This is a genomic window from Mesorhizobium waimense (genome assembly GCF_003601975.1).
In the GTDB taxonomy this organism is placed as follows: Bacteria; Pseudomonadota; Alphaproteobacteria; order Rhizobiales; family Rhizobiaceae; genus Mesorhizobium; species Mesorhizobium waimense.
In genome coordinates this window covers 96702-120538 of sequence record NZ_QZWZ01000010.1, presented here as the reverse complement: position 1 = coordinate 120538, position 23837 = coordinate 96702, and the positions used below count along the sequence as shown (strand labels likewise).

Annotated in this window: 28 protein-coding genes; 18 read left to right on the top strand and 10 right to left on the bottom strand. The window is 62.8% G+C overall.

Going from position 1 to position 23837, the window contains the following annotated elements:
* Positions 1-14 precede the first annotated feature (14 nt).
* From flhA to D3227_RS15070, 3 genes are read left to right on the top strand one after another with little or no spacing between them, the layout of a single operon-like run.
* The gene (gene flhA, locus D3227_RS15080; protein WP_120014890.1) at positions 15-2102 is read left to right on the top strand and encodes a flagellar biosynthesis protein FlhA; all 2088 of its coding nucleotides are present in this window, start codon (positions 15-17) and stop codon (positions 2100-2102) included.
* Entirely contained in the window at positions 2099-2851 is a 753-nt protein-coding gene (gene fliR / locus D3227_RS15075; RefSeq protein WP_120014889.1) for a flagellar biosynthetic protein FliR, read from the top strand. Before flhA ends, fliR begins: the two co-directional genes overlap by 4 nt.
* 4 nt (positions 2852-2855) lie before the next feature.
* Positions 2856-3239 (top strand): hypothetical protein, encoded by a 384-nt coding sequence (locus D3227_RS15070; protein ID WP_120014888.1) that lies wholly within the window; start codon positions 2856-2858, stop codon positions 3237-3239.
* A 44-nt stretch (positions 3240-3283) separates the two neighbouring features.
* Here D3227_RS15070 and D3227_RS15065 read toward each other — a convergent pair whose 3' ends face one another.
* The 3 genes from D3227_RS15065 to D3227_RS42685 form a co-directional block, all read right to left on the bottom strand.
* On the bottom strand, positions 3284-3877 hold the full coding sequence (locus D3227_RS15065) for a transglutaminase-like cysteine peptidase (protein WP_167480703.1): 594 nt from the start codon (positions 3875-3877) through the stop codon (positions 3284-3286).
* A 218-nt stretch (positions 3878-4095) separates the two neighbouring features.
* Positions 4096-4491 carry an alpha/beta fold hydrolase gene (locus D3227_RS42690; protein ID WP_245451763.1) on the bottom strand — a complete coding sequence of 132 codons (396 nt, stop codon included), beginning with the start codon at positions 4489-4491 and terminating at the stop codon, positions 4096-4098.
* A gap of 74 nt (positions 4492-4565) precedes the next feature.
* Positions 4566-5309, bottom strand: coding sequence for an alpha/beta hydrolase (locus D3227_RS42685; protein ID WP_245451762.1), 744 nt, complete (start codon positions 5307-5309; stop codon positions 4566-4568).
* A 26-nt stretch (positions 5310-5335) separates the two neighbouring features.
* Between D3227_RS42685 and D3227_RS42680 the strand changes: the two genes are divergently transcribed.
* The 10 genes from D3227_RS42680 to D3227_RS41585 all read left to right on the top strand — a co-directional run bounded on the left by D3227_RS42680 (position 5336) and on the right by D3227_RS41585 (position 12005).
* Entirely contained in the window at positions 5336-5695 is a 360-nt protein-coding gene (locus D3227_RS42680; protein WP_245451761.1) for a hypothetical protein, read from the top strand.
* A gap of 323 nt (positions 5696-6018) precedes the next feature.
* On the top strand, positions 6019-6888 hold the full coding sequence (locus tag D3227_RS15055; RefSeq protein WP_120014887.1) for a class I SAM-dependent methyltransferase: 870 nt from the start codon (positions 6019-6021) through the stop codon (positions 6886-6888).
* Between the two features lie 315 nt (positions 6889-7203).
* Positions 7204-7473 carry a DUF680 domain-containing protein gene (locus D3227_RS15050; RefSeq protein WP_120014886.1) on the top strand — a complete coding sequence of 90 codons (270 nt, stop codon included), beginning with the start codon at positions 7204-7206 and terminating at the stop codon, positions 7471-7473.
* A 92-nt stretch (positions 7474-7565) separates the two neighbouring features.
* Positions 7566-8477 carry an SDR family oxidoreductase gene (locus tag D3227_RS15045; protein WP_120014885.1) on the top strand — a complete coding sequence of 304 codons (912 nt, stop codon included), beginning with the start codon at positions 7566-7568 and terminating at the stop codon, positions 8475-8477.
* A gap of 2 nt (positions 8478-8479) precedes the next feature.
* Positions 8480-9070 carry a DUF924 family protein gene (locus D3227_RS15040; protein ID WP_245451765.1) on the top strand — a complete coding sequence of 197 codons (591 nt, stop codon included), beginning with the start codon at positions 8480-8482 and terminating at the stop codon, positions 9068-9070.
* An 85-nt stretch (positions 9071-9155) separates the two neighbouring features.
* On the top strand, positions 9156-9725 hold the full coding sequence (locus tag D3227_RS15035; protein ID WP_208646373.1) for a rod-binding protein: 570 nt from the start codon (positions 9156-9158) through the stop codon (positions 9723-9725).
* Between the two features lie 8 nt (positions 9726-9733).
* Positions 9734-10156 (top strand): hypothetical protein, encoded by a 423-nt coding sequence (locus D3227_RS15030; protein WP_120014883.1) that lies wholly within the window; start codon positions 9734-9736, stop codon positions 10154-10156.
* 34 nt (positions 10157-10190) lie between these two features.
* Entirely contained in the window at positions 10191-10712 is a 522-nt protein-coding gene (locus tag D3227_RS15025) for a hypothetical protein (protein WP_120014882.1), read from the top strand.
* A gap of 167 nt (positions 10713-10879) precedes the next feature.
* Complete coding sequence (locus D3227_RS15020; protein ID WP_120014974.1) at positions 10880-11164, top strand: SCP2 sterol-binding domain-containing protein; 285 nt, start codon at positions 10880-10882, stop codon at positions 11162-11164.
* Positions 11165-11840: 676 nt separating this feature from the next.
* The gene (locus D3227_RS41585) at positions 11841-12005 is read left to right on the top strand and encodes a hypothetical protein (RefSeq protein WP_167480702.1); all 165 of its coding nucleotides are present in this window, start codon (positions 11841-11843) and stop codon (positions 12003-12005) included.
* 409 nt (positions 12006-12414) lie between these two features.
* Here D3227_RS41585 and D3227_RS15005 read toward each other — a convergent pair whose 3' ends face one another.
* Both D3227_RS15005 and D3227_RS14990 read right to left on the bottom strand, forming a co-directional pair.
* Positions 12415-12705, bottom strand: a complete 291-nt coding sequence (locus D3227_RS15005) for a hypothetical protein (protein WP_120014879.1) — start codon at positions 12703-12705, stop codon at positions 12415-12417.
* Positions 12706-14240: 1535 nt separating this feature from the next.
* The gene (locus D3227_RS14990; RefSeq protein ID WP_147377603.1) at positions 14241-15128 is read right to left on the bottom strand and encodes a coiled-coil domain-containing protein; all 888 of its coding nucleotides are present in this window, start codon (positions 15126-15128) and stop codon (positions 14241-14243) included.
* 284 nt (positions 15129-15412) lie between these two features.
* Between D3227_RS14990 and D3227_RS14985 the strand changes: the two genes are divergently transcribed.
* A complete protein-coding gene (locus D3227_RS14985; RefSeq protein ID WP_245451760.1) occupies positions 15413-15637 on the top strand; it encodes a class I SAM-dependent methyltransferase in 225 nt (74 codons plus the stop codon).
* Between the two features lie 58 nt (positions 15638-15695).
* Here the strand turns inward: D3227_RS14985 and D3227_RS14980 are convergent, their stop codons facing one another.
* The 3 genes from D3227_RS14980 to odc2 all read right to left on the bottom strand — a co-directional run bounded on the left by D3227_RS14980 (position 15696) and on the right by odc2 (position 17912).
* A complete protein-coding gene (locus tag D3227_RS14980; protein ID WP_281034909.1) occupies positions 15696-16019 on the bottom strand; it encodes a nucleoside hydrolase in 324 nt (107 codons plus the stop codon).
* A 92-nt stretch (positions 16020-16111) separates the two neighbouring features.
* Positions 16112-16681 carry a GNAT family N-acetyltransferase gene (locus D3227_RS14975; RefSeq protein WP_120014876.1) on the bottom strand — a complete coding sequence of 190 codons (570 nt, stop codon included), beginning with the start codon at positions 16679-16681 and terminating at the stop codon, positions 16112-16114.
* 97 nt (positions 16682-16778) lie between these two features.
* Positions 16779-17912: an ornithine/lysine decarboxylase gene (gene odc2, locus D3227_RS14970; RefSeq protein ID WP_120014875.1), complete on the bottom strand. Its 1134-nt coding sequence runs from the start codon at positions 17910-17912 to the stop codon at positions 16779-16781.
* 541 nt (positions 17913-18453) lie between these two features.
* Between odc2 and D3227_RS14965 the strand changes: the two genes are divergently transcribed.
* From D3227_RS14965 to D3227_RS14950, 4 genes are all read left to right on the top strand, one after another.
* Positions 18454-19653 carry an amidase gene (locus tag D3227_RS14965; RefSeq protein WP_120014874.1) on the top strand — a complete coding sequence of 400 codons (1200 nt, stop codon included), beginning with the start codon at positions 18454-18456 and terminating at the stop codon, positions 19651-19653.
* Positions 19654-19656: 3 nt separating this feature from the next.
* Positions 19657-20556: a LysR family transcriptional regulator gene (locus D3227_RS14960; RefSeq protein WP_120014873.1), complete on the top strand. Its 900-nt coding sequence runs from the start codon at positions 19657-19659 to the stop codon at positions 20554-20556.
* Positions 20557-20723: 167 nt separating this feature from the next.
* Positions 20724-21392 carry a DUF1007 family protein gene (locus tag D3227_RS14955; protein WP_120014872.1) on the top strand — a complete coding sequence of 223 codons (669 nt, stop codon included), beginning with the start codon at positions 20724-20726 and terminating at the stop codon, positions 21390-21392.
* Positions 21393-21400: 8 nt separating this feature from the next.
* Positions 21401-22594, top strand: coding sequence for a nickel/cobalt transporter (locus D3227_RS14950; RefSeq protein WP_425374506.1), 1194 nt, complete (start codon positions 21401-21403; stop codon positions 22592-22594).
* 14 nt (positions 22595-22608) lie between these two features.
* Here the strand turns inward: D3227_RS14950 and denD are convergent, their stop codons facing one another.
* On the bottom strand, positions 22609-23586 hold the full coding sequence (gene denD / locus D3227_RS14945) for a D-erythronate dehydrogenase (protein ID WP_120014870.1): 978 nt from the start codon (positions 23584-23586) through the stop codon (positions 22609-22611).
* Positions 23587-23588: 2 nt separating this feature from the next.
* On the bottom strand, positions 23589-23795 hold the full coding sequence (locus D3227_RS14940; protein ID WP_120014869.1) for a hypothetical protein: 207 nt from the start codon (positions 23793-23795) through the stop codon (positions 23589-23591).
* Between the last annotated feature and the right edge of the window lie 42 nt (positions 23796-23837).

The following is a 23837-nucleotide window of genomic DNA, read 5'->3' as shown; positions in this document are numbered from 1 at the left end:
ATTTGAGGACGATTATGGCGATCAGCGAAAGCATTGCAGCCGGCACCGTTGCCAAGAACGGCCGCGACGTCTTCTTCGCGATCGGCATCGTCATCATCCTGGCCGTGCTGTTCCTGCCGATCCCGGCCTTCTTGATCGATATCGGCCTTGCCTTCTCGATCGCGCTGTCGGTGCTGATCCTGATGGTGGCGCTGTGGATCCAGCGCCCGCTCGATTTCTCCTCCTTCCCGACCGTGCTCTTGATCGCCACCATGCTCAGGCTGTCGCTCAACATCGCCACCACGCGCATGATCCTGTCGCATGGCAATGAAGGCACGCATGCCGCCGGCTATGTCATTGCCGGTTTCTCCAGGCTGGTGATGGCCAGCGACTTCGTCATCGGCCTCATCGTCTTCCTGATCCTAATCGTGGTGAACTTCATCGTCATCACCAAGGGCGCCACCCGTATCGCCGAAGTCGGCGCGCGCTTCACCCTTGACGCCATTCCCGGCAAGCAGATGTCGATCGATGCCGACCTTTCCGCCGGCATGATCGACGAAAAGACGGCGCAGCTGCGCCGCCGCGAACTGGAGGAGGAATCCTCCTTCTTCGGTTCGATGGACGGCGCCTCGAAATTCGTCCGCGGCGATGCCATCGCCGGCCTCATCATCACCGCCATCAACATCGTCGGCGGCATCGCCATCGGCTATATCCGCCACGACATGGGCATGGGCCAGGCCGCCGACGTGTTCATCAAGCTGTCTGTCGGCGACGGCCTCGTCACCCAGATCCCGGCGCTGATCGTCTCGCTGGCCGCCGGCCTGCTCGTCTCCAAAGGCGGCACGCGCGGCTCGACCAACCAGGCGGTGTTCGGCCAGCTCGGCGCCCATCCGCGCGCGCTCTATGTCGCAGCGTCGCTGCTCGTCGTTCTGGGCCTGATGCCGGGCCTGCCGCTGTTCCCGTTCTTTGCCCTTGCCGGCGGCATGGCCGCTCTCGGCTACATCATTCCGATGCGCCACAACCGTGCCGTCGCCGCCGCCGAAGCGGTGAAGAGCCAGGAAAAGGCCAACAAGGCTGAGGAAGAGAAGAACTCGGTCAAGGCATCGCTGGCCACCGCCGAGATCGAACTGCTGATCGGCAAGCAGCTTTCGACAAGGCTGCTGGTGTCGCATCAGGAACTGGTCTTCCGCATGGGGAAGATGCGCAAGAAGTTTGCCACGCAATACGGCTTCGTAGTGCCGGAAGTGCGCGTCGCCGACGATTTCGCCATTCCACCGAAGAGCTACCAGATCAAGGTCCACGGCACCGTGGTCGCTGAATACCAGATGCGCGTCGGCGAGATCATGGTGCTGCTCGGCACCCGCGACGTGCCGGAACTTCCCGGCGAGGAGATCCGCGAGCCGGCCTTCGGTATGCGCGCCTTCTCGGTGCTCGAAACCTTCGCCGAAGACTTGAAGCGCGAGAGCTACACCTTCGCCGACAACATGTCCGTGCTGCTCACCCACCTCTCCGAGGTCATCCGCAACAACCTGCCGCAGCTTCTGTCCTACAAGGACATGAAGGCCCTCCTCGAACGCCAGGATCCCGAATACCGCAAGCTCGCCGACGAGATCTGCACCACGCACATCTCCTATCCGGGTCTGCAGGCGGTACTGAAGCTCTTGCTGGCCGAACGCGTCTCGATCCGCAATCTGCACCTGATCATCGAGGCCATCGCCGAGATCGCCCCGCATGTGCGCCGCACCGAGCAGATCGTCGAGCATGTCCGCATCCGCATGGCGCAGCAGATCTGCGGCGACCTCTCCGAGGGCGGCGTGCTCAAGGTGCTGCGCCTCGGCAACCGCTGGGACCTCGCCTTCCACCAGAGCCTCAAGCGCGACGCCAAGGGCGAGGTGCGCGAATTCGACATCGACCCGCGCCAGCTCGAGGAATTCGGCCAGGACGCGACCAAGGCGATCCGCAAGCATCTCGAGGCCGGCGAGCGCTTCGTGCTCGTCACCGCGCCGGATGCGCGTCCCTATGTGCGCATGATCATCGAGCGCCTGTTCACCACGCTGCCGGTGCTGAGCCATGTCGAAATCGCCAAGGGCGTCGAGATCAAGGTGCTCGGGACCATATCGTGAGCGCGCTCTCGCAAGGCGTCGTCATAGCGGCGTTCCTCGCCTTCTGCCGCATCGGCGCCTGCTTCATGCTGATGCCCGGCCTGTCCAGCGCCCGCGTGCCGATCCAGGTTCGGCTGTTCGTGGCGGTCGCCGCCACCGGCGGCCTGCTCGCCTTCCTCTGGGACCGCATCTTTCCCTTCGTCGACCCGCGTCCGCAGATTCTGGTGCCGATGATCGTCTCGGAATTGCTGGTCGGCGGACTGATCGGCGCCATGACCAGGCTCTACATGGAGGCGTTTCGCTTCATGGGCGCGGCCATCGCCATGCTGATCGGCTATGGCGGCACCGGCGGGCCGGCCATCGAGGAGGCGGAGCCGCAGGCAGCCCTTGCCGCCATCATCTCGTTCTCGGCGCTGCTTTTGCTGTTCGTCTTCGATTTCGACCATGAGATCGTGCGCGCGCTGGTCGCCTCCTACACGGTCGCGCCGGTCAATGTCTTCTTCAACCCGCAAGCAGCGCTGGTCGATGTTACCGACACCGTGTCGGACGCCTTCTTCCTGGTCATCCGCCTCGGCAGCCCTTTCGTCGCCTACGCCATCCTCGTCAATCTGACGATCGGCTTCGTCAACAAGCTGACCCCGCAGATCCCGGTCTATTTCATCTCGCTGCCCTTCGTCATCGCCGGCGGGATGATCATCTTCTATTTCGCAGTCGGTACCATGCTGTCGCTGTTCGTCAACGGCTTTGTCGACCTGACGCTCGCCCGGTAGCCACATGACCACGCGCAAGGACCGCCTGAGGAAACTGGTCAAGGTGCAGGAGCAGCTGAAGGCGCTGCACGAAACCCGTCACGCGACATTCCTGACAACCGCCGCGGCCGCCGAAGCCGAAGCCAAGGAACTGGTCGAGCGTTTCGACGCCGACCAGTCGCTCGCCGGCCTGTTTCCCGACCTCTACCATCGCCGCATCGCCAATGCGCTGGTTCGCCAGGAGGCGAGCCTGGAGAGCGCCAGGCGGGAGGCCGCGCTGATCGCCACGGCGACCGCGCGCACCAACATGGTCGAGCGTGCCTACAAGGACGTGCGCCGCCGCGACGAGCGTGAGCGCTCGGACCGCGAGCGTCTCGATCTGATCACGCAGAAACGAGGGCACGAATAGCGGAGGGGAATCTGCCGTGGCGCTGAACTTCGACCTGAGAAGCCTCAGCCGCCCGTCGCGGTCGTCTGGATAGGCTTGGCACCGCCGATCCGCTCCCAGCGTTTGCCATTCCCTTGTGCCTGCCGGGCGAAGTAGCTGTAGGGAGTGCTGGACCAGTCACGGACGGAGTTCGTGAGATTGTCGAGCACCAGGTCGCCTTCGCTGGTGCGCACCGTCAGCACCGTGTGCCCATCGCCGCCATAGCTTGCCACGGTCAACAGGAGCGCCGAAGCCGGCCAGCCGCGCCGCATCAGTTCAAGCTTCTTCAGGATCGCGATATCCTCGCAATCACCAGAGACGGTCGGCAAGCGCCAGTCGTCGTCCTTGCCGACAGCGACACGATCGCTGAGCTCCGTGATGCGTGAATTGACCGATCGGTTCACCTGCTTCAACTCCGAGCTGAGCTTGGGCTGCAGGGCGACGACCTTCTTTCCGCCGGCCGTGCTGCACAGGCTGGGCTGGCGGCTACAGAACGAATAGAAGGCGGGCGGCGCGAACGCCTTGCCCTTGGTTTCCATGGTCGTCCCTGCCTGGGCAGCAAACGGGCAGGCCAACGACAGCAAAAAAGCGATCAGCGCGACATCGCGTTTCACAATCAACGTCTCCAGTGCGTGGAATTGAGGATGAGCGGGGCGGGTTAATGAGCGGTTTCTAAACTGCCCAATTTGGCCCCAAGCGAGGCAGCCTCGTTAACAGATTAATACTTTCTAAAATAAGATTTGAGGTTATCGGCAGACTGCCTGCGTGCTTCCGAAGGAAGCCGCAAAGGTGCGCGAAAAATCGGCGCTGTCTGATCTGCCCTGAAAATTGAACAGCTTTATGCTGTACTCGTCTCGGCGAGGAATCGTTGGACCTCGTCCATGAATATCGGCCAGGCGGGTTCGTGGCCCAGAATGATGTGGCTTCGGCTCTCCAGTACGACGAAGCGGGCATTCGGGATGCCGATGGCAAGTTCCCGACCTTGATCGAGCGCTATGCGTTGATCGTGTCGGGCATGCAGCACCAGTGTTGGCACGCGCAGCTGCGCCAGCTGATCGCGCACGTCGATATCGCCGAATGCATCCTGGAACCGAACGGCGTTGTCCGGCGAGGTGGTCTGGCGTTGGAATTCGTCGAACCAGGCAAGTTCGTCCGAGGTGCCATCGGGCATGAAAGTCTGCGAGAAGATATGGCGATATGCGGGATTGTTGGTTCCCCAGCCGAGCTTGGTCAAGGTCATCACCGCCCGACGCCGCTCCTGCTCTTCCGGCGAGCAGCCGATGCGCCAGCCTGTCGCGTAGCCGCCTATCAATACAGCGCGGACACCCGCTCGGGATGGCGCACGGCATAGGCGATCGATACCGCGCAGCCTTGCGACATGCCGAGCAGTGGGAAACGCTCCAGCCGCAGCGCATCGACAACGGTTTCGAGGTCGCGTACGAACGCCTCGAAACTGATGTCGTCCACCTCCCAGTCGGAAAGACCGTTGCCGCGTTCGTCGTAGCGGATGAAAGTACGTCCGTCGGACAGTGCCTGAAAAGTCTTGCTCCAGATATGACTCTGCCAGTCGAGTTCGAGGTGATTGAGCCAGTTGGCGGCTTTGACCAGTGGCGGTCCAGTGCCCACGGTAGCGTAGGCGATACGCACTCCATCCGCCGACTGACAAAACCCGATCGACTGGCGCTTCAGAAGGCTATGCACCGTTGTTGCCGTCTCGGTCGCTGAGGGCGGGGGACCCACTTCCGAAAGATCGTCGACAGGCGACAACCCGGTATCCCTGGCAATCCGCTGGTAATTGCTCATCACCCCGGCTGCTTCGTCGCCGCGGCCGAGCCGCTTGAGCGTTCGAACCAGCATGCCGGCAGCCTGTTCTGAACTCGGGTCCGCGCTTTGCCATTGGCGCAACCATTTGACCGCGTCGCGGTCGCTGGTTTCGGGATGAAGCGTAATGCGCTCCAGCACGCTGAGACGGAGTTGCAGCACCTCCTCGCGCTCGGCCGCAAGCCAGGCCTGGTAGGCGTCAAGCTGCGGCAGATCGAGCCCGTCGAGCAAAGGCAGCGCCAGAAGCTTCCCATTTCGTGCAGTTCATCGAGAGTGGCCGGCGGCGCGGAAGCCTGCAGTCGCTGGACGATTTCAAGATAGTCCACCGTCGCCGAATCCCGGATCAAGGAAACGCGTTCACGATCGGCGCTCAAGTGCTCGGAGCCGGGCACGTCAACCAGGGCACGGATCTTGCTCAGCGCCCATCTCAGCGATCCGCGCGGATCGTCAGGCAGTTCCCAGAAAATCTCGCACAGCCGCTCGCGCCGGTGCGGGCGACCGGTCAGCACCAGATAGGCCAACAGCGCGCGCGTCTTCTTGGACGGCGGCAGGTCGAGCTGGCGTCCGTCCGACACGATACGCAATTCGCCCAGAAGGCAGATCTGAATGTGCGATGACATTGTGCCCCCGGCTGCGTTCACCCCCGCTCCCGGTTGCTTTCAACGCAAAATACCACATTTGCAGCGTTTCTTACCACGCTCGCTACCACGCTCGCTTAAACGCGGCTCCCTGATCCTGCTACCACGTTGATCGCGTTAGATCGTCGGCGGGATTTTTGTTCCCGTGCCGTTGCGGGGCGGCAGATATCAAAGCAACTCGGACCCGGTACCGGCCCAGGACAAGTTTGGGCAAGGTGGAGCATGAGGCTCCGCCCAGTCGTACGGATCCGAGCGATATCGACAGCCCTCAGCACGAAACCGACTGTTGAGGAGACGGGGCAGTGAACACCAGCTTTGTCGAACGCCGGCCAAACGGCCGGCCCGAAACCCATGATATCAGACAGTATACGCGCGGCTATTCCGAAGGCGAATTCAAACGGCTGCAGCTGCAGGGCGACTTCGTGCGTGACCTGACCGAGGATGTGCTGCGCCGGGCCGGACTGAAGCAAGGCATGCACGTGCTCGACCTGGGCTGTGGCGTTGGCGACGTTTCTCTGCTTGCCGGGCAACTGGTTGGCCCGAGCGGGTCGGTGTTGGGCATCGACCGGTCGCAGGATGCGGTCGAGGCCGCCGAACGGCGCGCCGTCGAAGCGGGACAATGCTACTGGGTGCGCTTCACCTCGGCGGATCTTGCAAGCTTCGTTCCGGAGCGGAAGTTCGACGCGATCATCGGGCGGCTTGTCCTGATGTATTTGCCCGAACCGGCTGAGACGCTGCGCCGTCTGGCAGGTTTCTTGCGCCCAGCTGGCATAGTCGCGTTCCAGGAAATGTCGATGCCATACGCACGAAGCCTTCCGCCAACGCCACTTTTCACGCAGGCGTTGAGTTGGATCATCCGAGCCTTCGCGCGGACAGGTTTCGAGACGGACATGGGCGGCAAACTGTTTTCGACCTATCTCGCCGCCGGCTTGCCCATTCCGCAGATGATCTCCGGCGCTCGCGTCGAAGGCGGTGCAGAGTCGCCAGGCTATGAGTACATGGCGCAAACCGTCAGAAGCCTCATTCCCGCTCTGGAGAGGATGGGCATCACCACTGCGGCGGATATCGGCATCGACGACCTTGCCGACCGCCGGCGCGACGAGGCTGTCGCGCATGAGGCCTGCATCATGTTTCCGCCGATGACCGGCGCCTGGACACGCTTGCCGCAATGAGACGCCAGGCATCAACTTAACCACCCGACCGGGAAGAGCCGCCATTCCTGCAGGCTGCGTTGACGCAGCCGGATGGCTCGGCCGCGACCTTCAAAGGAGAACCAGCCTTCTCGAGGATATCGGCTGCTGTGAAGCAGCCCTCAGAACAGCGCACGCACACCAAGACAACGTGCGCTGAACAACCTGCCGACGCGGATCCAGGAAGGATAGCGATTGGTCGGTTTCGCCTAGAGCATGAAGAAAGAGGGCCTCGTCAACGCGGTGCGGGCGGCGCGTTGAGGTCTGTTGTTTAACTCTCGAAGATGGAGAATTGAAATGATGAAGATCGTTCTTACCACTGCCACCTTCCTGTTTGCCTCCGGCATGGCTTTTGCCGGCAGCGACAACTATGGCACGGACTACATCCCTGGCGCCGGCAGCTATCCGAACGCCGGTCACCATTCGATGAAGTCCGAAGGCGCCTACTCGGTCGACCTGAGCAGCACGGCGAGCATCGGCACTGCCGACAGCGCAGTGGCCCAGAAGGGAAATTCGAGCTTCGATATCCCCGCACCGGGTTATGGGCAGGGCATCTGGGGTCGCTGACAACAAAGTCGGCCGGCACGGTCGACATCCGACTTCCAAGCGGCGGGCTCGCCCGCCGCTTGGAATCACCTCGCGACCGAGGAGCAAACTCAATGTCTGATTTCCCCAGTTCAATTCTGGTCACCTGCGCCGGCGGCGCCCAGGGATCAGCCGTCGTGCAAGCCTGCCGCGCGGCGGGCGCCACCGTGCGCGTCCTTTTGCGCAAAGGCTCGCCCGACCCGTTTGGCGAAGGCGTCAACATCGTACGCGGCGACCTTGCCGATGCCGACCGTGTCGGCCTCGCCTGCCTGGGCGTCGATGCGGTGGCCCTGACGCTGCCGCTCAACGCCAGCCCCAAGGAAATTCTCCGCTACGGCCGCAACATGATCGATGCGGCGCTGGCGGCAGACGTCAAGCTTATGGTGCTCAACACCAGCGGTCATGTTTCCAGGCATTCCGGCACGGCGCTGATGGACGCCAAGGTCGAACTCATCGACCGTTTGAAGGCTTCCGGCCTGCCATCGATTGTCCTCAAGCCGACGCTTTACATGAGCAACATCGCCGCGCCCTGGAGCGCGCCTGCGATCGTCCACCGTGGCGTGTTCGCCTATCCGCTGCCGTCGGACTTTCGGACATCCTGGATCTCATGGGAAGACATGGCGGCCTATGTGATCGAGGCAATGCGCCGGCCGGAGCTTGCCGGCGCGAGTTTCGACATTGGCGGCCCCGAGGCGCTCACCGGACAGCAGATTGGCGATGTTCTGTCCGACATTGTCGGCCGCCACGTCCAGTATTATCCGGTGCCGTTGGCGGACTTTGCCACGGGCCTCACGGCAATGCTGGGCAAGGATGCGGCCGATCAGGTCGCCGCCAACTACGCCTGGGTGCACCGGCAGCGCTCGATGCTGTTCGCCGTCGAGATCGCCGACACAATCGGCATGCTGCCGGTCAAGCCGACCTCGCTCGCTGACTGGGCAAAGGCCCAGGACTGGCCGGTACTTGCTGGCGCGGTGAGGGCGGCATGACCATGGCAGCGATCATGACCCAGGACCGGGCCGCTTCGTCCGGGCTCGAAAATGTGCCGCACGAAGCCGCCGAAGTCGTCGACTTCTGGTGGCTGGTGGGCCCCACCGCATGGTTCGCCAAGGACGCGGAATTCGACCGCGTCTTTCGCGACCGCTTCCTGCCGTTGCACGAGGCGGCGGCACGCGGCGACTGCGACGGCTGGGCGACGACACCATACGGCGCTCTGGCGCTGCTGGTGCTGCTCGACCAGTTCCCACGCAACGCCTTTCGCGGCACGCCGCGCATGTATGCGACCGACGAGAAGGCTCGCCGCATCGCGGCCGACGCCATCGATGCGGGTTTCGAGCACGACGTGCACCCGACCTGGCAGCTGTTCTTGAGGCTGCCCTTCGCCCATTCCGAGAGCCTCGCCGACCAGGACCGCTCGGTGGCGCTGGCCGGCGAGACCGGCGGACCAAACCTGGAGCGCGCCGAACACCACCGCGACATCATCAGGCGGTTTGGACGCTTCCCCCATCGCAACCCGATCCTCGGCCGCGCCATGCGGCCGGAGGAGCAATGCTTTCTCGATGAAGGCGGCTTCGCTGGCTGACAAGGGCATCGGCTCTCTTCGCAAGCCTGCCGCAAGCTTGTTGGGGCATTGTCCTGAGACGAAAACGGGCAAAAGGCGGACCTTCTTGGCCATTTCTCCACCCAGCGACATCGTTCTGGATGTTGCCCGCGCAGTCGAACCGGCGGACATCGAAGCCGCCCGCACGGCGCTGGCGAAGCGGGCCGGCGGCGTTTCGGGAACCTTTTCGGTCGATACTGCCGCTTCGGCTGGTGCCGGCTCGATCCTGTCGCGCGCCACGGCTGACGCAGCCGGGGCGACCAACCCGGCGGAAAAATTCCAGCGCTTCGAGGCGATGGTGCTACAGACCTTCATCCAGAACATGATGCCCAAGGACACCGAGGGCGTTTACGGCAAAGGCCTGGCCGGCGACATGTGGAAATCGCAGCTCGCCGAGCACATGGCCGATGTCATGGCCGCGCGCGGCGGCATCGGCATCGCCAAATCGCTGCTGGCCGACCACTACATGGACGGCAAGCGCATGGTGCCCGTCGGTCCCGTTTCGGGCGGCCCGGACAAGGCCGAGATCGACCAGCAGACCCGGCTGTCGACCTCCATGGTCCAGGAATTGCAGCGCCAGGCCGCGCGGTCGATGACCGGCGACGAGACAACCATAAAAACAGATATCAAAATCTAGGGACCTACATGGCCGACAAATCGGACTTCTCCAATCTGCCTGCCCGCACGGTCGCGCCTGATGCGCCGATCCCCTTCGCGCGCCCCGGGAACCTTGCCGCCATCATCGGCCGCATCGAGGAAGCGGTCGACGAAGAGACGGCGGGCATCCGCACCGGCACCGGTTTCGACCTCAAGGCGTCGAACGCCCGCAAGAGCCGCTACCTCTATGAGCTGACCCGCGCCATCAAGGGCGGCAACGAGGTCGAATTCCTGGAGCAGCACCGCGAGGGGTTGACGCGGCTGCGCCAGAAGCTGGCGCGGAACGAGGCGGCGATCCTCGCTCATCTCAATGCCGTCAACGAGGTCGCCAGTCTTTTGAAGAACGCCATCCAGCGCGCCGAAGCCGACGGCACCTATTCGGCCGGCGAATTCGGCTGGGCGAGAGCGTGACAGCGGGCGGAAGAACCGCGCGAGGAAACAGCAGGTGATCAAATTCATCGCCGCCGCGATCTGGATCTGCGCCGCCACGCTCGGCGCGGTGTTCTACTCGTTCCAGGTGGCCGGCGAAAAAGGCGTCGGCGAGACGCCCAAGCCGATGCTGGGCGGTCTCGACTACGTCAAGACCGACATGATCTCGGTGCCGCTGATCCGCGATTCCCGGATCGACGGCTACTTTCTGACCAAGCTCGTCTACACGGTCGAACCCGCCGAGATAAAGAAACTGTCGATCCCGGCCGGCACGCTGATGACCGACCAGGTCTATTCCTACCTCTATGGCAATCCGCAGATCGACTTCACCAAGAAGGAAACGATCGACCTCGACGCGTTCCGCAACGCCATCCGTGAAACCGTCAATGCGCGCGTCGGCGTCGAGCTGGTGCATGATGTGCTGATCGACCAGGTCAACTTCCTGACCAAGGACGAGATCCGCGACAACGCCATGCGCCGGCGCAAAAATGACGGTGAGACAGCGACAGAACCGCCCAAGGCTCCCGCGGCACATTGACCTGCCGCAAGGCGGCTCGGCCGCGCGCTCTTCTGGTTTCGGGCGAAAGCTCAGATGGCGCCTCACATATCCGGGCCGAAACCAAGATGACGCATGCCAACCGCGTTGACGTAAACGTCAACTCGAAGCTATATGCGCATCAACGCAACCAGACGAGGAGAACAGCCATGGGCGTTCAGGAGATTGCCGACCGGATCAAGTCGCGCGTGGCAAGCGCCGGTTTCGAGCACTCGGTGAAGTTCGACACGGGCAGCGACGGCGTCATCGTCATCGACGGCGCGACCATCTCGACCACCGACGCACCAACCGATTGCACCGTGAAGCTCTCACTCGACGATCTGGACTCGCTCATTGCCGGCGACCTGAACCCGACCATGGCTTTCATGTCCGGCAAGATCAAGGTCGAGGGCGACATGACGGTCGCCATGGCGCTCAGCCAGCTGCTCGGCTGATCCACTCCAGATCAAGATAGAACGCCGCCCATCGGGCGGCGTTTTCCGTTATTAAGCTATTGTTTTTGTTGAGCCAACGACAATCATACATAACGGCCTACATAACGTGCCGAGTCGTCAAAGGAAGTGAGATGTAGGGCGGGCACCCTACTCACTCTGATGGGGGATCTACCGGCGGCGCGTCCGGGTCTGGGCAATCAGGGTTTGACCATTCCTCACACGTAGAGGGCGGATCGCCAACACTGCCATCACGTTCCACGAGTTTTGCGAATCCGTAGGCGAAGGCGAACAGAAGCGCCAGGAGAACCGCTATTCGGACGGCCATAGGGGATTGTAGCAAGATCTGGCTTACGATTTGACCATCTGCAGGTAGAAGGCGCGTTCCAGTTACCACGCCAGAACGCGCCACGATCGCCGAAGCGTCGACAATCGGTTCTCCCGACAACCAGCGCATCCGATCCGACGCGCCAACTCAACAGTAAGGAGTTTTGATTGCGACTGCAACGGGGCGCGACACGTTCAATAAATTGCGAAAACGCCTAGTTTGATAAGTAAAAACATGTGAAAACGCCTAGTCGTTTTCTATTGTGTCTTCGAGGAAAGCTTTTAAGGTCTAATATGGACTCCACCGCTATTTTGTGTAATCCATGCATATCTGAGTAATACAAGAAGTACCATGAAGCACGATCGTATCTTCGATGAACTCTCAAAGGCCATCGCGCAACCAGGCAAAGCCTGGCGCATCACTGTCGGCGCCATTGCCATAGACATGGGCGGAAAACCCGCTACCGGCTTGGCGATTGGAATTGGGATAGCAGTCGGTCGCGCGCTGGCAGGTTGAGGCCAGTGAGTAGCCTCCCGCGCGTGTTCCCTCTGATTTGACCAAAGCTTTGCCCAAGCGCATGCTTGTCGCCGGGGAAAAGGGAGGGGCAAAATGGGGGTTCTAATCATACTGCTCGGCTTATTGGAGATGCTGGCAGGCTTTGTGACACTTGGTGTAGCCAAGACCGTAATTCACGAGATCCTTTCCGTCTGTGCGTTCGGGTTCGGCTCAATCACACTCGCTCTTGGGGTGATAATCAGACAGCTAGGCTCGCGCGTTGTGACGCGGCTTTGGCAGTAGCTCTCTACGTCGCCACCATCGCCGCCACGATGCTTGCCTGCGCCGTCTGGCGCTAGAGGCAGCGGGACATGGTCGGAATGGCCGCCTGCCTGCTTATGGCCAGCCTGGGCGCCTACGTCCTTTTTCGTTAGCGCTTCTCGAAAGTAGGCTTCCAGGTGCGGTTCCGCTCTCGTTGCTGGCCTTGGTAGTCGGGAATGCAGGTGAAGAACACCGGGCGGCGGTCGCGTCCCTCGGCCTTGCATTTTGAGCAGCCAAAGAGGCCGACCAAATCCTGATGCATCGAACCGTGATCGGGCCCGAGCCTTTCGGTCAGCGCTGCGATATCGAGCATTGTCGACTTGCAGCACTTTGGGTGACCGCAATTGACATAGACCGTTTCGTGGGCGGCCAAGGTGTCGGCGAGGGTCTTTTGGGGCATGGCGATCTCCGTTGAAGGGGTTCGCCGCAACGAAGGATTATATTCCTGAAACCGGTGGCGTTGGCAAGGGCCTGGCCGGTCTTCCTTTTGGTGGGCCCCCAGCAAAAGGCTCCAGCGCGATACCTCCCATCGGGGCGCCGGAGCCTCTGCCCTGCGCTCAACCGCTTTCAGTTAGCGGGAGCGGCCGGTATTGGCCAAACGCCGCTTAGATGCGTTCGTTCCGCCCCTGCGACCACGGTCCCTGCCTTGATGCGACTGAAGTCTGATTGCCCTCCGCAGGTGGGTTTGAGTCCCCAAAACCTCCATCAATACCCATCTTGCCAAAATCAGGCAGAGGGTGAAGTGTTGCAGGCGAAATGCTACCGAAATTCCTCAATCATAAGCTGGAATGCCCATACTGCCTCACCATAAGGCTGAGAATTCCTGCTGACGCTCGTCCAGACACGCCGATTTTTTGCGATGATTGTGGGGAGTACCTTGGCACCTGGGATGAGCTACAAACCGACTTTGAGAAGCAAGGCGGAAACACCGGAGTATTTCGCATCGAGAAGGGCCGCTTCAAGCGGATCGATTAGCGTTTGTTGAGCTTGGTTGCAGGGGCTTTTTATCCGGTTCCTCTCGGAAATCCTGCAGCGACGCGTGCCGCAGGTCTTCCTCGCCCCGTAGGTGCTTCACACGGCCTATCAGCCCCGGCTTGACCCATTTGCGTCGCCGGCCGCTACATCCCCTTCGGCGCCGTGTACTTGGTGCTATACTATTGCAATGACCCTGCCCGCCGCATCGAGGCGACAATCGACGTGTGCGCGCCGGACTTCGATGCCATCTTTTCTTGTGTAGTCTATTCGCACCTCGATCGGCGCCGTCAGTGCGCCTCGACGTTGGCGCAAGGCACCTGCGCTTACGGCCTGGACACGGACGGCGCCAAGCGGCGCGGCAGCGGATATGATCGCCGCACGGCAGGTTCGCACGACCGCAGCTGGCGTACCGGGTTTTCCTTTCAGTGGTCGCAGAGATCCAAAGGGATACCCCTTGGTGGAGTGGCCCTGACCGGCTTTGGAAGGCCTGAGAATGGGTGGCAGGACCACCGATTGCTTTGCGGTCTTGGCAGGGGCAGTGGCTGTCGTGACTGAGGCCGGACTACCGGGAGCGGTAGCCGATTGGTTCTCGGCGGACGGATCATCGCCGGCACCTGCGCCGACGCTCGCACCCACTCCCTTAGATGCGCCTTGCGAACCGGGGCTCACTCCAGCATCGACTCCGAGACCGCCGACGCTCGCACCCACTCCCACAGATGCGCCTTGCGAACCGGCGCTCCCTCCAGCATCGACTCCGAGACCGCCGACGCTCGCACCCACTCCCACAGATGCGCCTTGCGAACCGGCGCTCACTCCAGCATCGACTCCGAGACCGCCGACCTTGCCGCCTATACTTGTGTCAAGAGCCGAGGCAGGCCCGATTGCAATCACGATCGTCAACGCGGCTACGACGTATTTAATCATTTTCATACTCTCCTCCTGCGACACACATTTCGCTCACTAGTCTTCGCTGGCGAGGTCGAGCTTGTTCGGTGGTCGCGTAGGCAGCAATGCGGCGGGAAGAGCGATGATTGCCGGCAGAACAGGTTGCGGTGACTTCCGGTCCTTCACTTTCTGTTTTTCCGGCAAGCGCGGTTTGCGGGCTGGTTGCGCGCCCGATGATGTACTTGCCAGTCCACCCGCTGGGGTGCGTGCTTTCGGCGTGCGCACCACAGCAGCAGTGCGAAGCTCATCTTTGACAATGTCAATCGCCTCCCGCGCGGCACTGAGGCTGCGGGCTAAACCGGTAGCCCTTTCACGTTCTTGGTCCAGCGCCGCACTCAATTCTACCGAGACCTGCGTTGCAGCGTCGCGTTCCCGACGGGCACTGTCGAGATCACGGCGAGCACTGACGAGATCACGTGCGGTTGAATCTCCACGTGCGCGTTCAAGTTCGAGTGTATCGTCAGCTTGCCTTAAAGCGGCCTCGGCCACCTGTCGGTCCCTTACGGCATTGGCCCGCTCGACCGCGGCCAGATCCGCGCTCATCTTGTTGGCGTCGCTAGTTTGGCGGACCGCGGTGAGTTCGTGTTCGGAGAGCTCAACCTTGTGCCGCTCTTCATCAAGCGCTCGGTTCGCCTCAGCCAGAGAAACTTCCATTGAGTGACGCGCTTCATCCGCCAGAATGGCTTTGGCTTTGAAGTCGTCGATAACGTGGTGCTCCGCTTCCAGATCGAGCGTGAGCGCTTCGGCTCGTCGCCGTTGCTCTTCCAGGGCCTGTCCTTGCTCAGCCGCGGTGTCGGTCGCTGCACGTGCCTGCGCGCTGGCGTCGCGTGCAGCACGCTGCATCAAATCCAGTTCCGCTTCTGCCGCCGCCAATTCGCGTTGCGCCACGAGCTTCTGTTGCATGTCGGCGCCATTGTCTGCCGGAGTTATCAGCCATAGCAGGAATATGCATAAGGGAATGGCGCTCCACCTCCAGTGGCGCCTGCTGAAGTTAATCCAGGCCCGACTCGTGTTGCCCTGGAACTGTGCAGATGATTTCTTTCTATACGTCACCCGCCGCGATCCTCACTGCTACTGACTCGAGCGCTCACATTGCGGACGTGCTCAGTTTAGATTGTTCGCTGTCTGCGCCAAATACCCAATAAGGCTTATGTGCCTCCCTTTCCTGCGACGCGATAAGCCTTTTGGTGGTCACCCATATCGAGCTCCTGGCCGCCCGTGATGGCGATGCGTGGTTCCGGACGTGGCGCATGCGTCTGCCCAACGAGCACCTGCACCACTTCGACCGTGACTCGCTGGTCGCACTCCTCGCACACAACGGCTTCGAGTGCGTGACGCTGAACGGCTTCGAGGACGGGATCAGGCTGCGGCCGGGCGAAGCGGGTCCGAATATTCTGTCCGGCTTTTTTTAAAAAGCCATTAGCCCGGTTTCCTCCGCGACTGCGGTCAGGTCGTTCGGACGTAGGGCGATCATGTCTTCAGTCTGGTCAGCCGCTCCAGCGCGTCGACGATCAAATCGCAGAATTTCGGATGGTCGAGCTTCATCGCCACGATGTGGCGGAAGTTGACCTGCTCGCTCGCCGTGCCGCCGAAATGGCGCATGCCACCCATCTTCTCGAAATTGCAGACCGTCATGCCCTTGGTCCACCGGCCGGCAAGCTCGACGCGGATATCGGCCTTCTCCGTGGTGAAGACGGTCGGATCGATCATGGCCGCGACGCAACATGCGTCATGGACGGCAGGATGTTTGTACCATGGATAGCTATAATAGCCACAGCGTAAACTATGCAGCAATCACAAGGCCTTACTGCCGATTTCGCATTGATTCAAAAGGGCAATTTTCCGCCCATCGGGCGGCGTTTTTGCTTTATATCCACCTGGAAGCTCTACGCCGCGAAAGTCAGCGGCAGCGCCTTCAGCTTGCGCCCCGCTGCCCGCAACGTGCCCTGCGCGCCGTCAAGCGCGCCGTCCGTCAGTTCCAATGCCAGCAGCCGGTGCCGCTCATAGGGGCCAGGCATGGCAAGCGCGCCGGTCTTTGCCGCCGAGAAACCGAAGCGCCCATAGTAAGGTGCGTCGCCGACCAGCAGGATGGCACCATGGCCAAGGCGGCCCGCCTCGGCCACCGCGTGCCGCATCAGCGCCGAGCCGATGCCGGCATTCTTGAGCGCGGGGTCGACGGCAAGCGGGCCGAGCAGCAGCGCTGCCGGACCGCCCTCGCCCAGCCTTACGTCCCAAAGCCGCACGGTGCCGACGACAGCACCCGAGGCGTCACGCACGACAAAGGCCAGACCTTCGGAAGGCCGGCGGCCGCGCCGCAGCTTCTCCGACGACTTTTTCCGCCGCTTCGGCCCCATGGCACGATCAAGCAAAGCCTCGCGCGCCGCCTCATCGGCAGCGGTTTCAGCGACCATCACAAAGGCCGGCGAGTGGTTCACGATTTCAACTGGCATTTCCATTTCCGCGATCCTTCACGAGCGGAGATCTGTTCCACAGGCGAGCCCGGGCGGGCGACAGGCGCCCACCTGGGATGATCTGAGCGGTTCTTTCGAACCGTCAGATCACGTAGGATCGGAGCGGCTCGAAGCCGTTGAAGGCGACCGAGGCATAGGTCGTCGTGTAGGCGCCGGTGCCTTCGATCAGCACCTCGTCACCGATTGTCAGCGACAGGGGCAGCGGATACGGCGTCTTCTCGTACATCACGTCGGCCGAATCGCAGGTCGGGCCGGCGAGCACGCAAGGCGCGGTCTCGGTGCCGTCATGCGCGGTCACGATCGGGTAGCGGATCGCCTCGTCCATCGTCTCGGCCAGACCGCCGAACTTGCCGATGTCGAGGAACACCCAGCGCACATTGTCGTTGTCGGCCTTCTTCGAGATCAGCACGACTTCCGACTTGATGACGCCGGCATTGCCGACCATGCCGCGGCCCGGCTCGATGATGGTCTCGGGCAGCGCATTGCCGAAATGCTTGCGCAGCGCCGAGAAGATCGCCTGACCATAAGCCTGCGCCACCGGCACGTCCTTCAGGTAGCGGGTCGGGAAGCCACCGCCCATATTGACCATCTTCAAGACGATGCCTTCGTCGGCAAGCGTCGCGAACACCTTTTTGGCGTCGCCCAGCGCGCGGTCCCACGCGGTCAGGTCGGTCTGCTGCGAGCCGACATGGAACGACACGCCATAGGCGTCGAGGCCGAGCGCCTTGGCATGGCGCAGCACGTCGACCGCCATCGCCGGCACGCAGCCGAACTTACGCGACAGCGGCCATTCGGCGCCCTCGCCGTCGGTCAGCACGCGGCAGAACACGCGCGAGCCGGGAGCGACGCGGGCTATCTTCTCGACTTCCTCGACGCAGTCGACGGCGAACAGGCGAATGCCGAGCTGGTAGGCGCGTGCGATGTCACGCTCCTTCTTAATGGTGTTGCCGAAGGAGATGCGGTCCGCCGGCGCACCGGCGTCCATCGCCATCTCGACTTCGGCAACGGAAGCGGTGTCGAAGGACGAGCCCATCGTAGCAAGGAGGCGCAGGATTTCCGGCGCCGGGTTTGCTTTCACCGCATAGTAGATTTTCGAATCGGGCAGCGCCTTCTCGAAGGCGCGGAAATTGTCGCGCACGACATCGAGGTCGACGACGAGGCACGGGCCGTTCGGACGTCGAGTGGCGAGGAAGTCAAGGATGCGCTGGGTAGCCATCGGGGTCTCTCCATCAGCGCCTTGCGGCGCGCAGTAAGGCTGCGGGACGCGGGCTGTCGGCCTCGCGAACACGCGGTGGACAAAGGCGGGACGGAAATCCATGGAACCAGCCGGTGGAGACCCCGGAACCATGAAGCGCCGTCTCGCGGCGGTGAACCTTGGCCTTGCCCGGCCTCGGTTCGCTTTGTCTGCCTTGGCTTGGATGGGAGACCCGTCCGCACTGCCGGCAATGAAGGTGTGCCTCTTCAGTAACCCCGGTCTTTGGACAACCGGCAGAACACCAGAAAGGCCCGCACCGTCGTTGCTTCAAGGTGTCCTCGGTCTGGCGGTTGGCCGCTAAACCGACTGGAGGGGTTAGCTCCAGTTACCTTACCGATTGCCCTCACCATTCGAGGATCGGCGGACACCCACAGGCACGTGCGACTTTGGGCAAGCGCGATATAAGAGCGAAGGATTTCACAATCAATAAAAATCGTATCCCCCGGTTGTAAAATTTCCGGCACCGAACAATCTACGCATGACCGTATACGGATATTGAACGATGACAGGCACGCACGGCCCGCTCAACGCTTTCCTCGACCTGCGCCAAATGCCGGTGGCGCATGCGCAATTGGGCCCGCTCGCCGGCCTGCGGCTGGCCGTCAAGGACATCTACGACGTCGTCGGCTACCGCACCGGCTGCGGCAACCCGCACAAATTCGCCGAGGCCCACGCCGCCTCGCAGACGGCCGAGGCCGTGCAGGTGATTCTCGACGCCGGCGCGCGCTTCGTCGGCAAGACCCAGACCGACGAGCTCGCCTTTTCGCTGATGGGCCAGAATGCGCATTTCCCGTTTCCGGTGAACCCGGCCGCGCCCGACCGCGTCACCGGCGGCTCCTCGTCCGGCTCGGCCGCCGCGGTGGCGGGCGGGCTTGCCGACATTGCCGTCGGCTCGGACACCGGCGGCTCGATCCGCGCCCCGGCCAGCTTCTGCGGGCTGATTGGGCTGCGTACCACGCATGGCCGCATCTCACTTGAGGGCGCCATGAAGCTGGCGCCAAGCCTCGACACGTTCGGCTGGTTCGCCGACGACATCGAGACCTACGAGGCAGTCGGCAAACTGCTGCTCGGCCGCGATCCGCATCAGCACGCGCTCAACCGCCCGCTTTCGATCGGCTGGCTGGACGGCTTCGTCGCCGGGCCGGCCGAGGCCGCCGAATATGCTGAAATGAAGGCGCGGGCAGCAGCCGTTCTGGGTGAGCCCGCGCCGGTCGAAAATACCTTCGCCTCTTTACCCGACGAACTCTACTGGTGCTTTCGCCGGCTGCAGGCCTACGAGGCCTGGCAGGTTCATGGCGACTGGATTTCGGCTGGCGAGCCTCGCCTTGGTCCCGGCGTCGACGAGCGCTTCGGTTTCGGCCGCGCGGTCGACACCAGGACGGCCGACGCAGAGGCAGCGCGCCGGCTGGCCTTCCGCTCCGAGCTCGCCAAATTGCTTGGCAACCATGGCTTTCTCGTCCTGCCGACGGTTCCAGGCCCGGCACCGCTGGTCAACGGCACGGCGGAGCAGCTCCAGGCCTATCGCGAAAGGGCGCTGCATCTGTTGTGCCTTTCGGGCCTGTCCGGTTTTCCGCAGATCACGCTGCCGCTCGGATCGGTTGACGGCGCACCCTTCGGCCTCTCGCTGCTCGGCCCTTCCGGAAGCGACACTGCCCTGATACGGCTCGGCCGCAAACTTCTCGACGCGGCACGAAAGGCCTGAGCCATGGACACGCTGACCCGCATGCGCGCCTTCATCGACGTGGTCGAAGCCGAAGGCTTTTCGGCCGCCGCGCGCAAGATCGGCCGCTCCAAGGCGCTGCTGTCGAAATATGTGCGCGAGCTGGAGGACGAGCTCGGCGCATTGCTCTTGAACCGCACGACGCGGCAGTTCTCGATGACCGAGGCCGGCCATACCTATTACCGGCGCGCCTCGGAGATCGTGCGCGAGGTCGACAGCCTTGCGGATGCGGTGCGCGAATCCTCCGGCGATGTGCGCGGCCGCATCAAGCTTTCGGCGCCGCGCACCTTCGCCGACGCGCCGATCGGCCAGTCGCTGATCGACTTCGCCAAGCAGCACCCCGACATCGTGCTCGACATCCAGCTCGACGACCGCTTCGTCGACCTGGTCGAGGAGGGCTTTGATCTCGCGGTGCGCATCTCGCGGCTGGAGAATTCTTCGCTCATCGCCAGGCGTCTGGCGCCGTTTTCGGTGCGGCTCTGCGCCTCTCCGGAACTCATCGCCAAGCACGGCATGCCGGCGCGGCCGCAAGACCTTGCCCGAATTCCCTGCATCGTCGACACCAACGGGCGCGGGCTGAACAACTGGCAGTTCAAGGGCGACGGCAGCGACACGGTGAGCGTTTCGGTCTCCGGTCCGGTCGAGGTCAACAGCCCGATGGCGGCAAGAGCTGCCGCTGTGTCGGGGCTAGGGTTCACCATACTGCCGGATTTCATCGCCGCGCCCGATCTCGAGAGCGGCCAATTGGTGACCGCGCTGGACGACCGTATCCTGTCGGGCGCCGGCATCTTCGCCGTCTACCCGCATCGGCGCTATTTGCCCGCCAAGGTCCGCGTCTTCGTCGATTTCCTGGTGCAATGGTTCAAGGCGCGCGAACAGTCGTAATACCTTCGGCGCTCGAAGCGCGTCGCCCCGCGACGCTGAGCTTTTTGTGTGCGTGTCGCCCAAAACCGCTGCGCACTTTTGGGCGACACCCGACAGCGGTCCCAATTTCGCCCCCTTTCTGATAACTGTCAGGTCCACCTCCGAAGTCGATGGAATCGCGACCGAGAATGCAGCTGAAACGGCAGGCAATTGTGATGGCTTCGGCCATGGCGGCGACATTTGCCGCGGTCGAGTCGGCCGCTGCGCACCCCCACGTCTTCGCCGAGGCCCGCCTTGACGTCATCCTCAGCCCGGATCACCAAAGTGTGAAAGCGCTGCGCCATCTCTGGCGCTTCGACGACCTGTTTTCTAGTACGGTGATGATGGAGTTCGACAAGAACTCCGACCTGAAGCTTGACGACAAGGAGCTGAAGGATGTCGCCGACACCGTCCATGCTTCGCTGGCCGAGTTCAACTATTTCCAGCTCGTCACCGTCGACGGCAAGGATGTGGCGATGACGCCGCCGCCGCATCTCATGGCCAATTTCGAAAACGACCAGCTGATCATCCTGTTCGAGTCCGAGCCGAAGCAGCCTATCAAGCTGTCCGGCAAGATCGACATCGGCGTCTACGATCCGACCTTCTACACGGCGATCGACTTCACCGAGGATTCCAACATCACGGTCGAAGGCCTGCCCTCGACATGCACCAAGAAGGTCGTCCGTCCGGATCCGGACGAGGCCATCGCCGAGAACCAGAAGACCCTGACGGAAGCTTTCTTCAACGATCCGACAGGCACCGACATGAGCAAGATCTTCGCTACCAAGCTTGAACTGAACTGCCCGCCAGAAGGATAGATCCGGTGATGAAACCGTCCCTGCGCCTGGCGCTCGGCCTTGTGGCCGCGGCTCTGCTGATGACGCACCTCCTCGGCTCCGCCCATGCCCAGAGCTCGCTCGGCATCGGCACCAATGATGGCATGGCCCCCACCGCCAGCGGCCCGCTCGCCCACATCCTGATGTGGATCAATCTCAGACAGCAGGAATTCTACCGCGCGCTGGCGACGACGATGAAGGCGATGCGTCAGGACGGCAGCAAGATGTGGCTGCTGATTGCCTTGTCTTTCGCCTATGGCATTTTCCACGCCGCTGGTCCCGGTCACGGCAAGGCGGTTATCTCGTCCTACATGGTGGCCAACGAAGTGGCGCTGAAGCGCGGCATCCTGCTGTCCTTCGTCTCGGCCCTGCTGCAGGGGCTGACCGCTATCGCCGTCATGCTGCTCGCCTATTTCGTGCTGCGCGGCACCACCGTCTCGATGACCGACGCTGCATGGTTCATGGAGATCATGAGCTTCGTCTTCGTTACCTTGTTCGGCGCCTGGCTGCTGTGGCGCAAGCTTGGCCCGACCGTCCTTCGCCTCTTCGGTGCTGGCCCGGCCTACAGCCTCTCGGCTGCCCATGCCCATTCGCATGGCGGACATTCGCATGGTGGCCATTCCCATGCCGCGCATGCGAATTCTGCGCATTCCCACGCGCGTCACGACCATAATCATACGGACCATGACCATTCGCATGATCACGATCACGCGGCGCATTCCCACGATCATCACGGCCATGGCGCGCACGATCACCACGATCATGGCGCGCATGCCCATCACGACCACGCCGCAGGCGAGGTCTGCGAGACCTGCGGCCATTCGCATGCACCGGACCCAGCGCTACTGTCGGGCGATCGTTTCGATTGGCGCACTGCATGGTCGGCGGTGGCCGCCGTCGGCATCCGCCCCTGCTCCGGCGCGCTGATCGTGCTGAGCTTCGCGCTGCTCAACGGGCTTTGGCTCGGCGGCTTGCTGTCGGTCCTTGCGATGTCGCTCGGCACGGCCATCACGGTCTCGGCGCTGGCGACGCTCGCGGTGACCGCCAAGAACTGGGCCGTCTATTTTGCCGGCGACGGCCGCATGGGCAACCGCATCCACTCGATCGTCGAGATCGGCGGCGCGGCGTTCGTCTTCCTGTTCGGATTGCTGCTGCTGTCGGCGAGCCTGACGGGCAGCGTATAGCGCCAGGGCGCCGCTTAACCCGCGACCTTGCCGTCGAGCTCATCCTCGATATGGGCGTGGATGATCTCGTCGAAACTCTTTTCGGCGCTGAAGCCAAGCTCCCTCGAACGCCGCGCCTCGAACCGCGTCGGCCAGCCCTTCACAATCGCCCAGACCGTTTCGTCGGGTTGCTCGCGGATCAGCTTCACCGCGCTGGCGCCGGCGACGCGTTCCAGCGCCTCGATCTGCTCGCCGACCGTGACGGCGACGCCGGGCATGGTCAGGTTGCGGCGCGGTCCGACGGCGCTGCCGTCGATCCCGGCCGCATGGATCAGGAAGTTCACCGCCGAGCGCGGGCTGGCATGGGTGTGCACGACCGAGCGCGGCACCGGCAGGATCGCTTCCTGACCGCTCAGCGGCTCGCGGATGATGCCGGAGAAGAACCCGGAGGCGGCCTTGTTCGGCTTTCCGGGCCGCACGCAAATGGTCGGCAGCCGGATGCCGATGCCATCGAAGAAGCCGCGCCTGGAATAGTCGGCAAGCAGCGCCTCGCCCATCAGCTTCTGCGTGCCGTAGGAGGTCAGCGGCGTGGGATGGAACTCGTCCGGGATGATCTCGGGGAACGGCGCGCCGAACACGGCGATCGACGAGGTGAAGACAAGGCGTGGTGCGAACGCCGCCAGCCGGACGGCGTCGAACAGCGCCCGCGTGCCGTCGAGATTGACGCGGTAGCCGAGATCGAAATTGGCCTCCGCCTCACCCGACACCACACCCGCGAGATGAAAGATCACGTCGGGACGCAAAGCGACCAGGCTTGCCGTCGCGCCGGGGGCTGCGAGATCGCCCGTATGGATGGAGGCATCGACGCCTTCAATGGCGGGCGCCTGCGGCGGCACGATGTCGTGCAGGTCGAGCGCGGTGATCTTTTGCCCGCGCAGCGTCCGGTCCTTCGCCAGCCGGGCAATGAGCTTGCGGCCGACCATGCCTGCCGCGCCGGTGATCAGAATGCGCATTGTCAAAGACCCTTTTTGCGTTGGCTGCGGCCGCGCAGCCAGAACACGACGAACAACGCCAGCAGGAAGATTGCCGCGACAATGACTGCAAGAACGGTCGACACGCTGCCGACTGCCAGCATCACCGTTGGCAGCCAATAGGCGGCGAGGCCGAACAGCAGCATGATCCATGCCGCCGCGATCAGCGCATTGCGCGTGTCACGATCCATCACGTGCGCCCGACGCGGCGAAACTTCGTTGCCAATGTCACA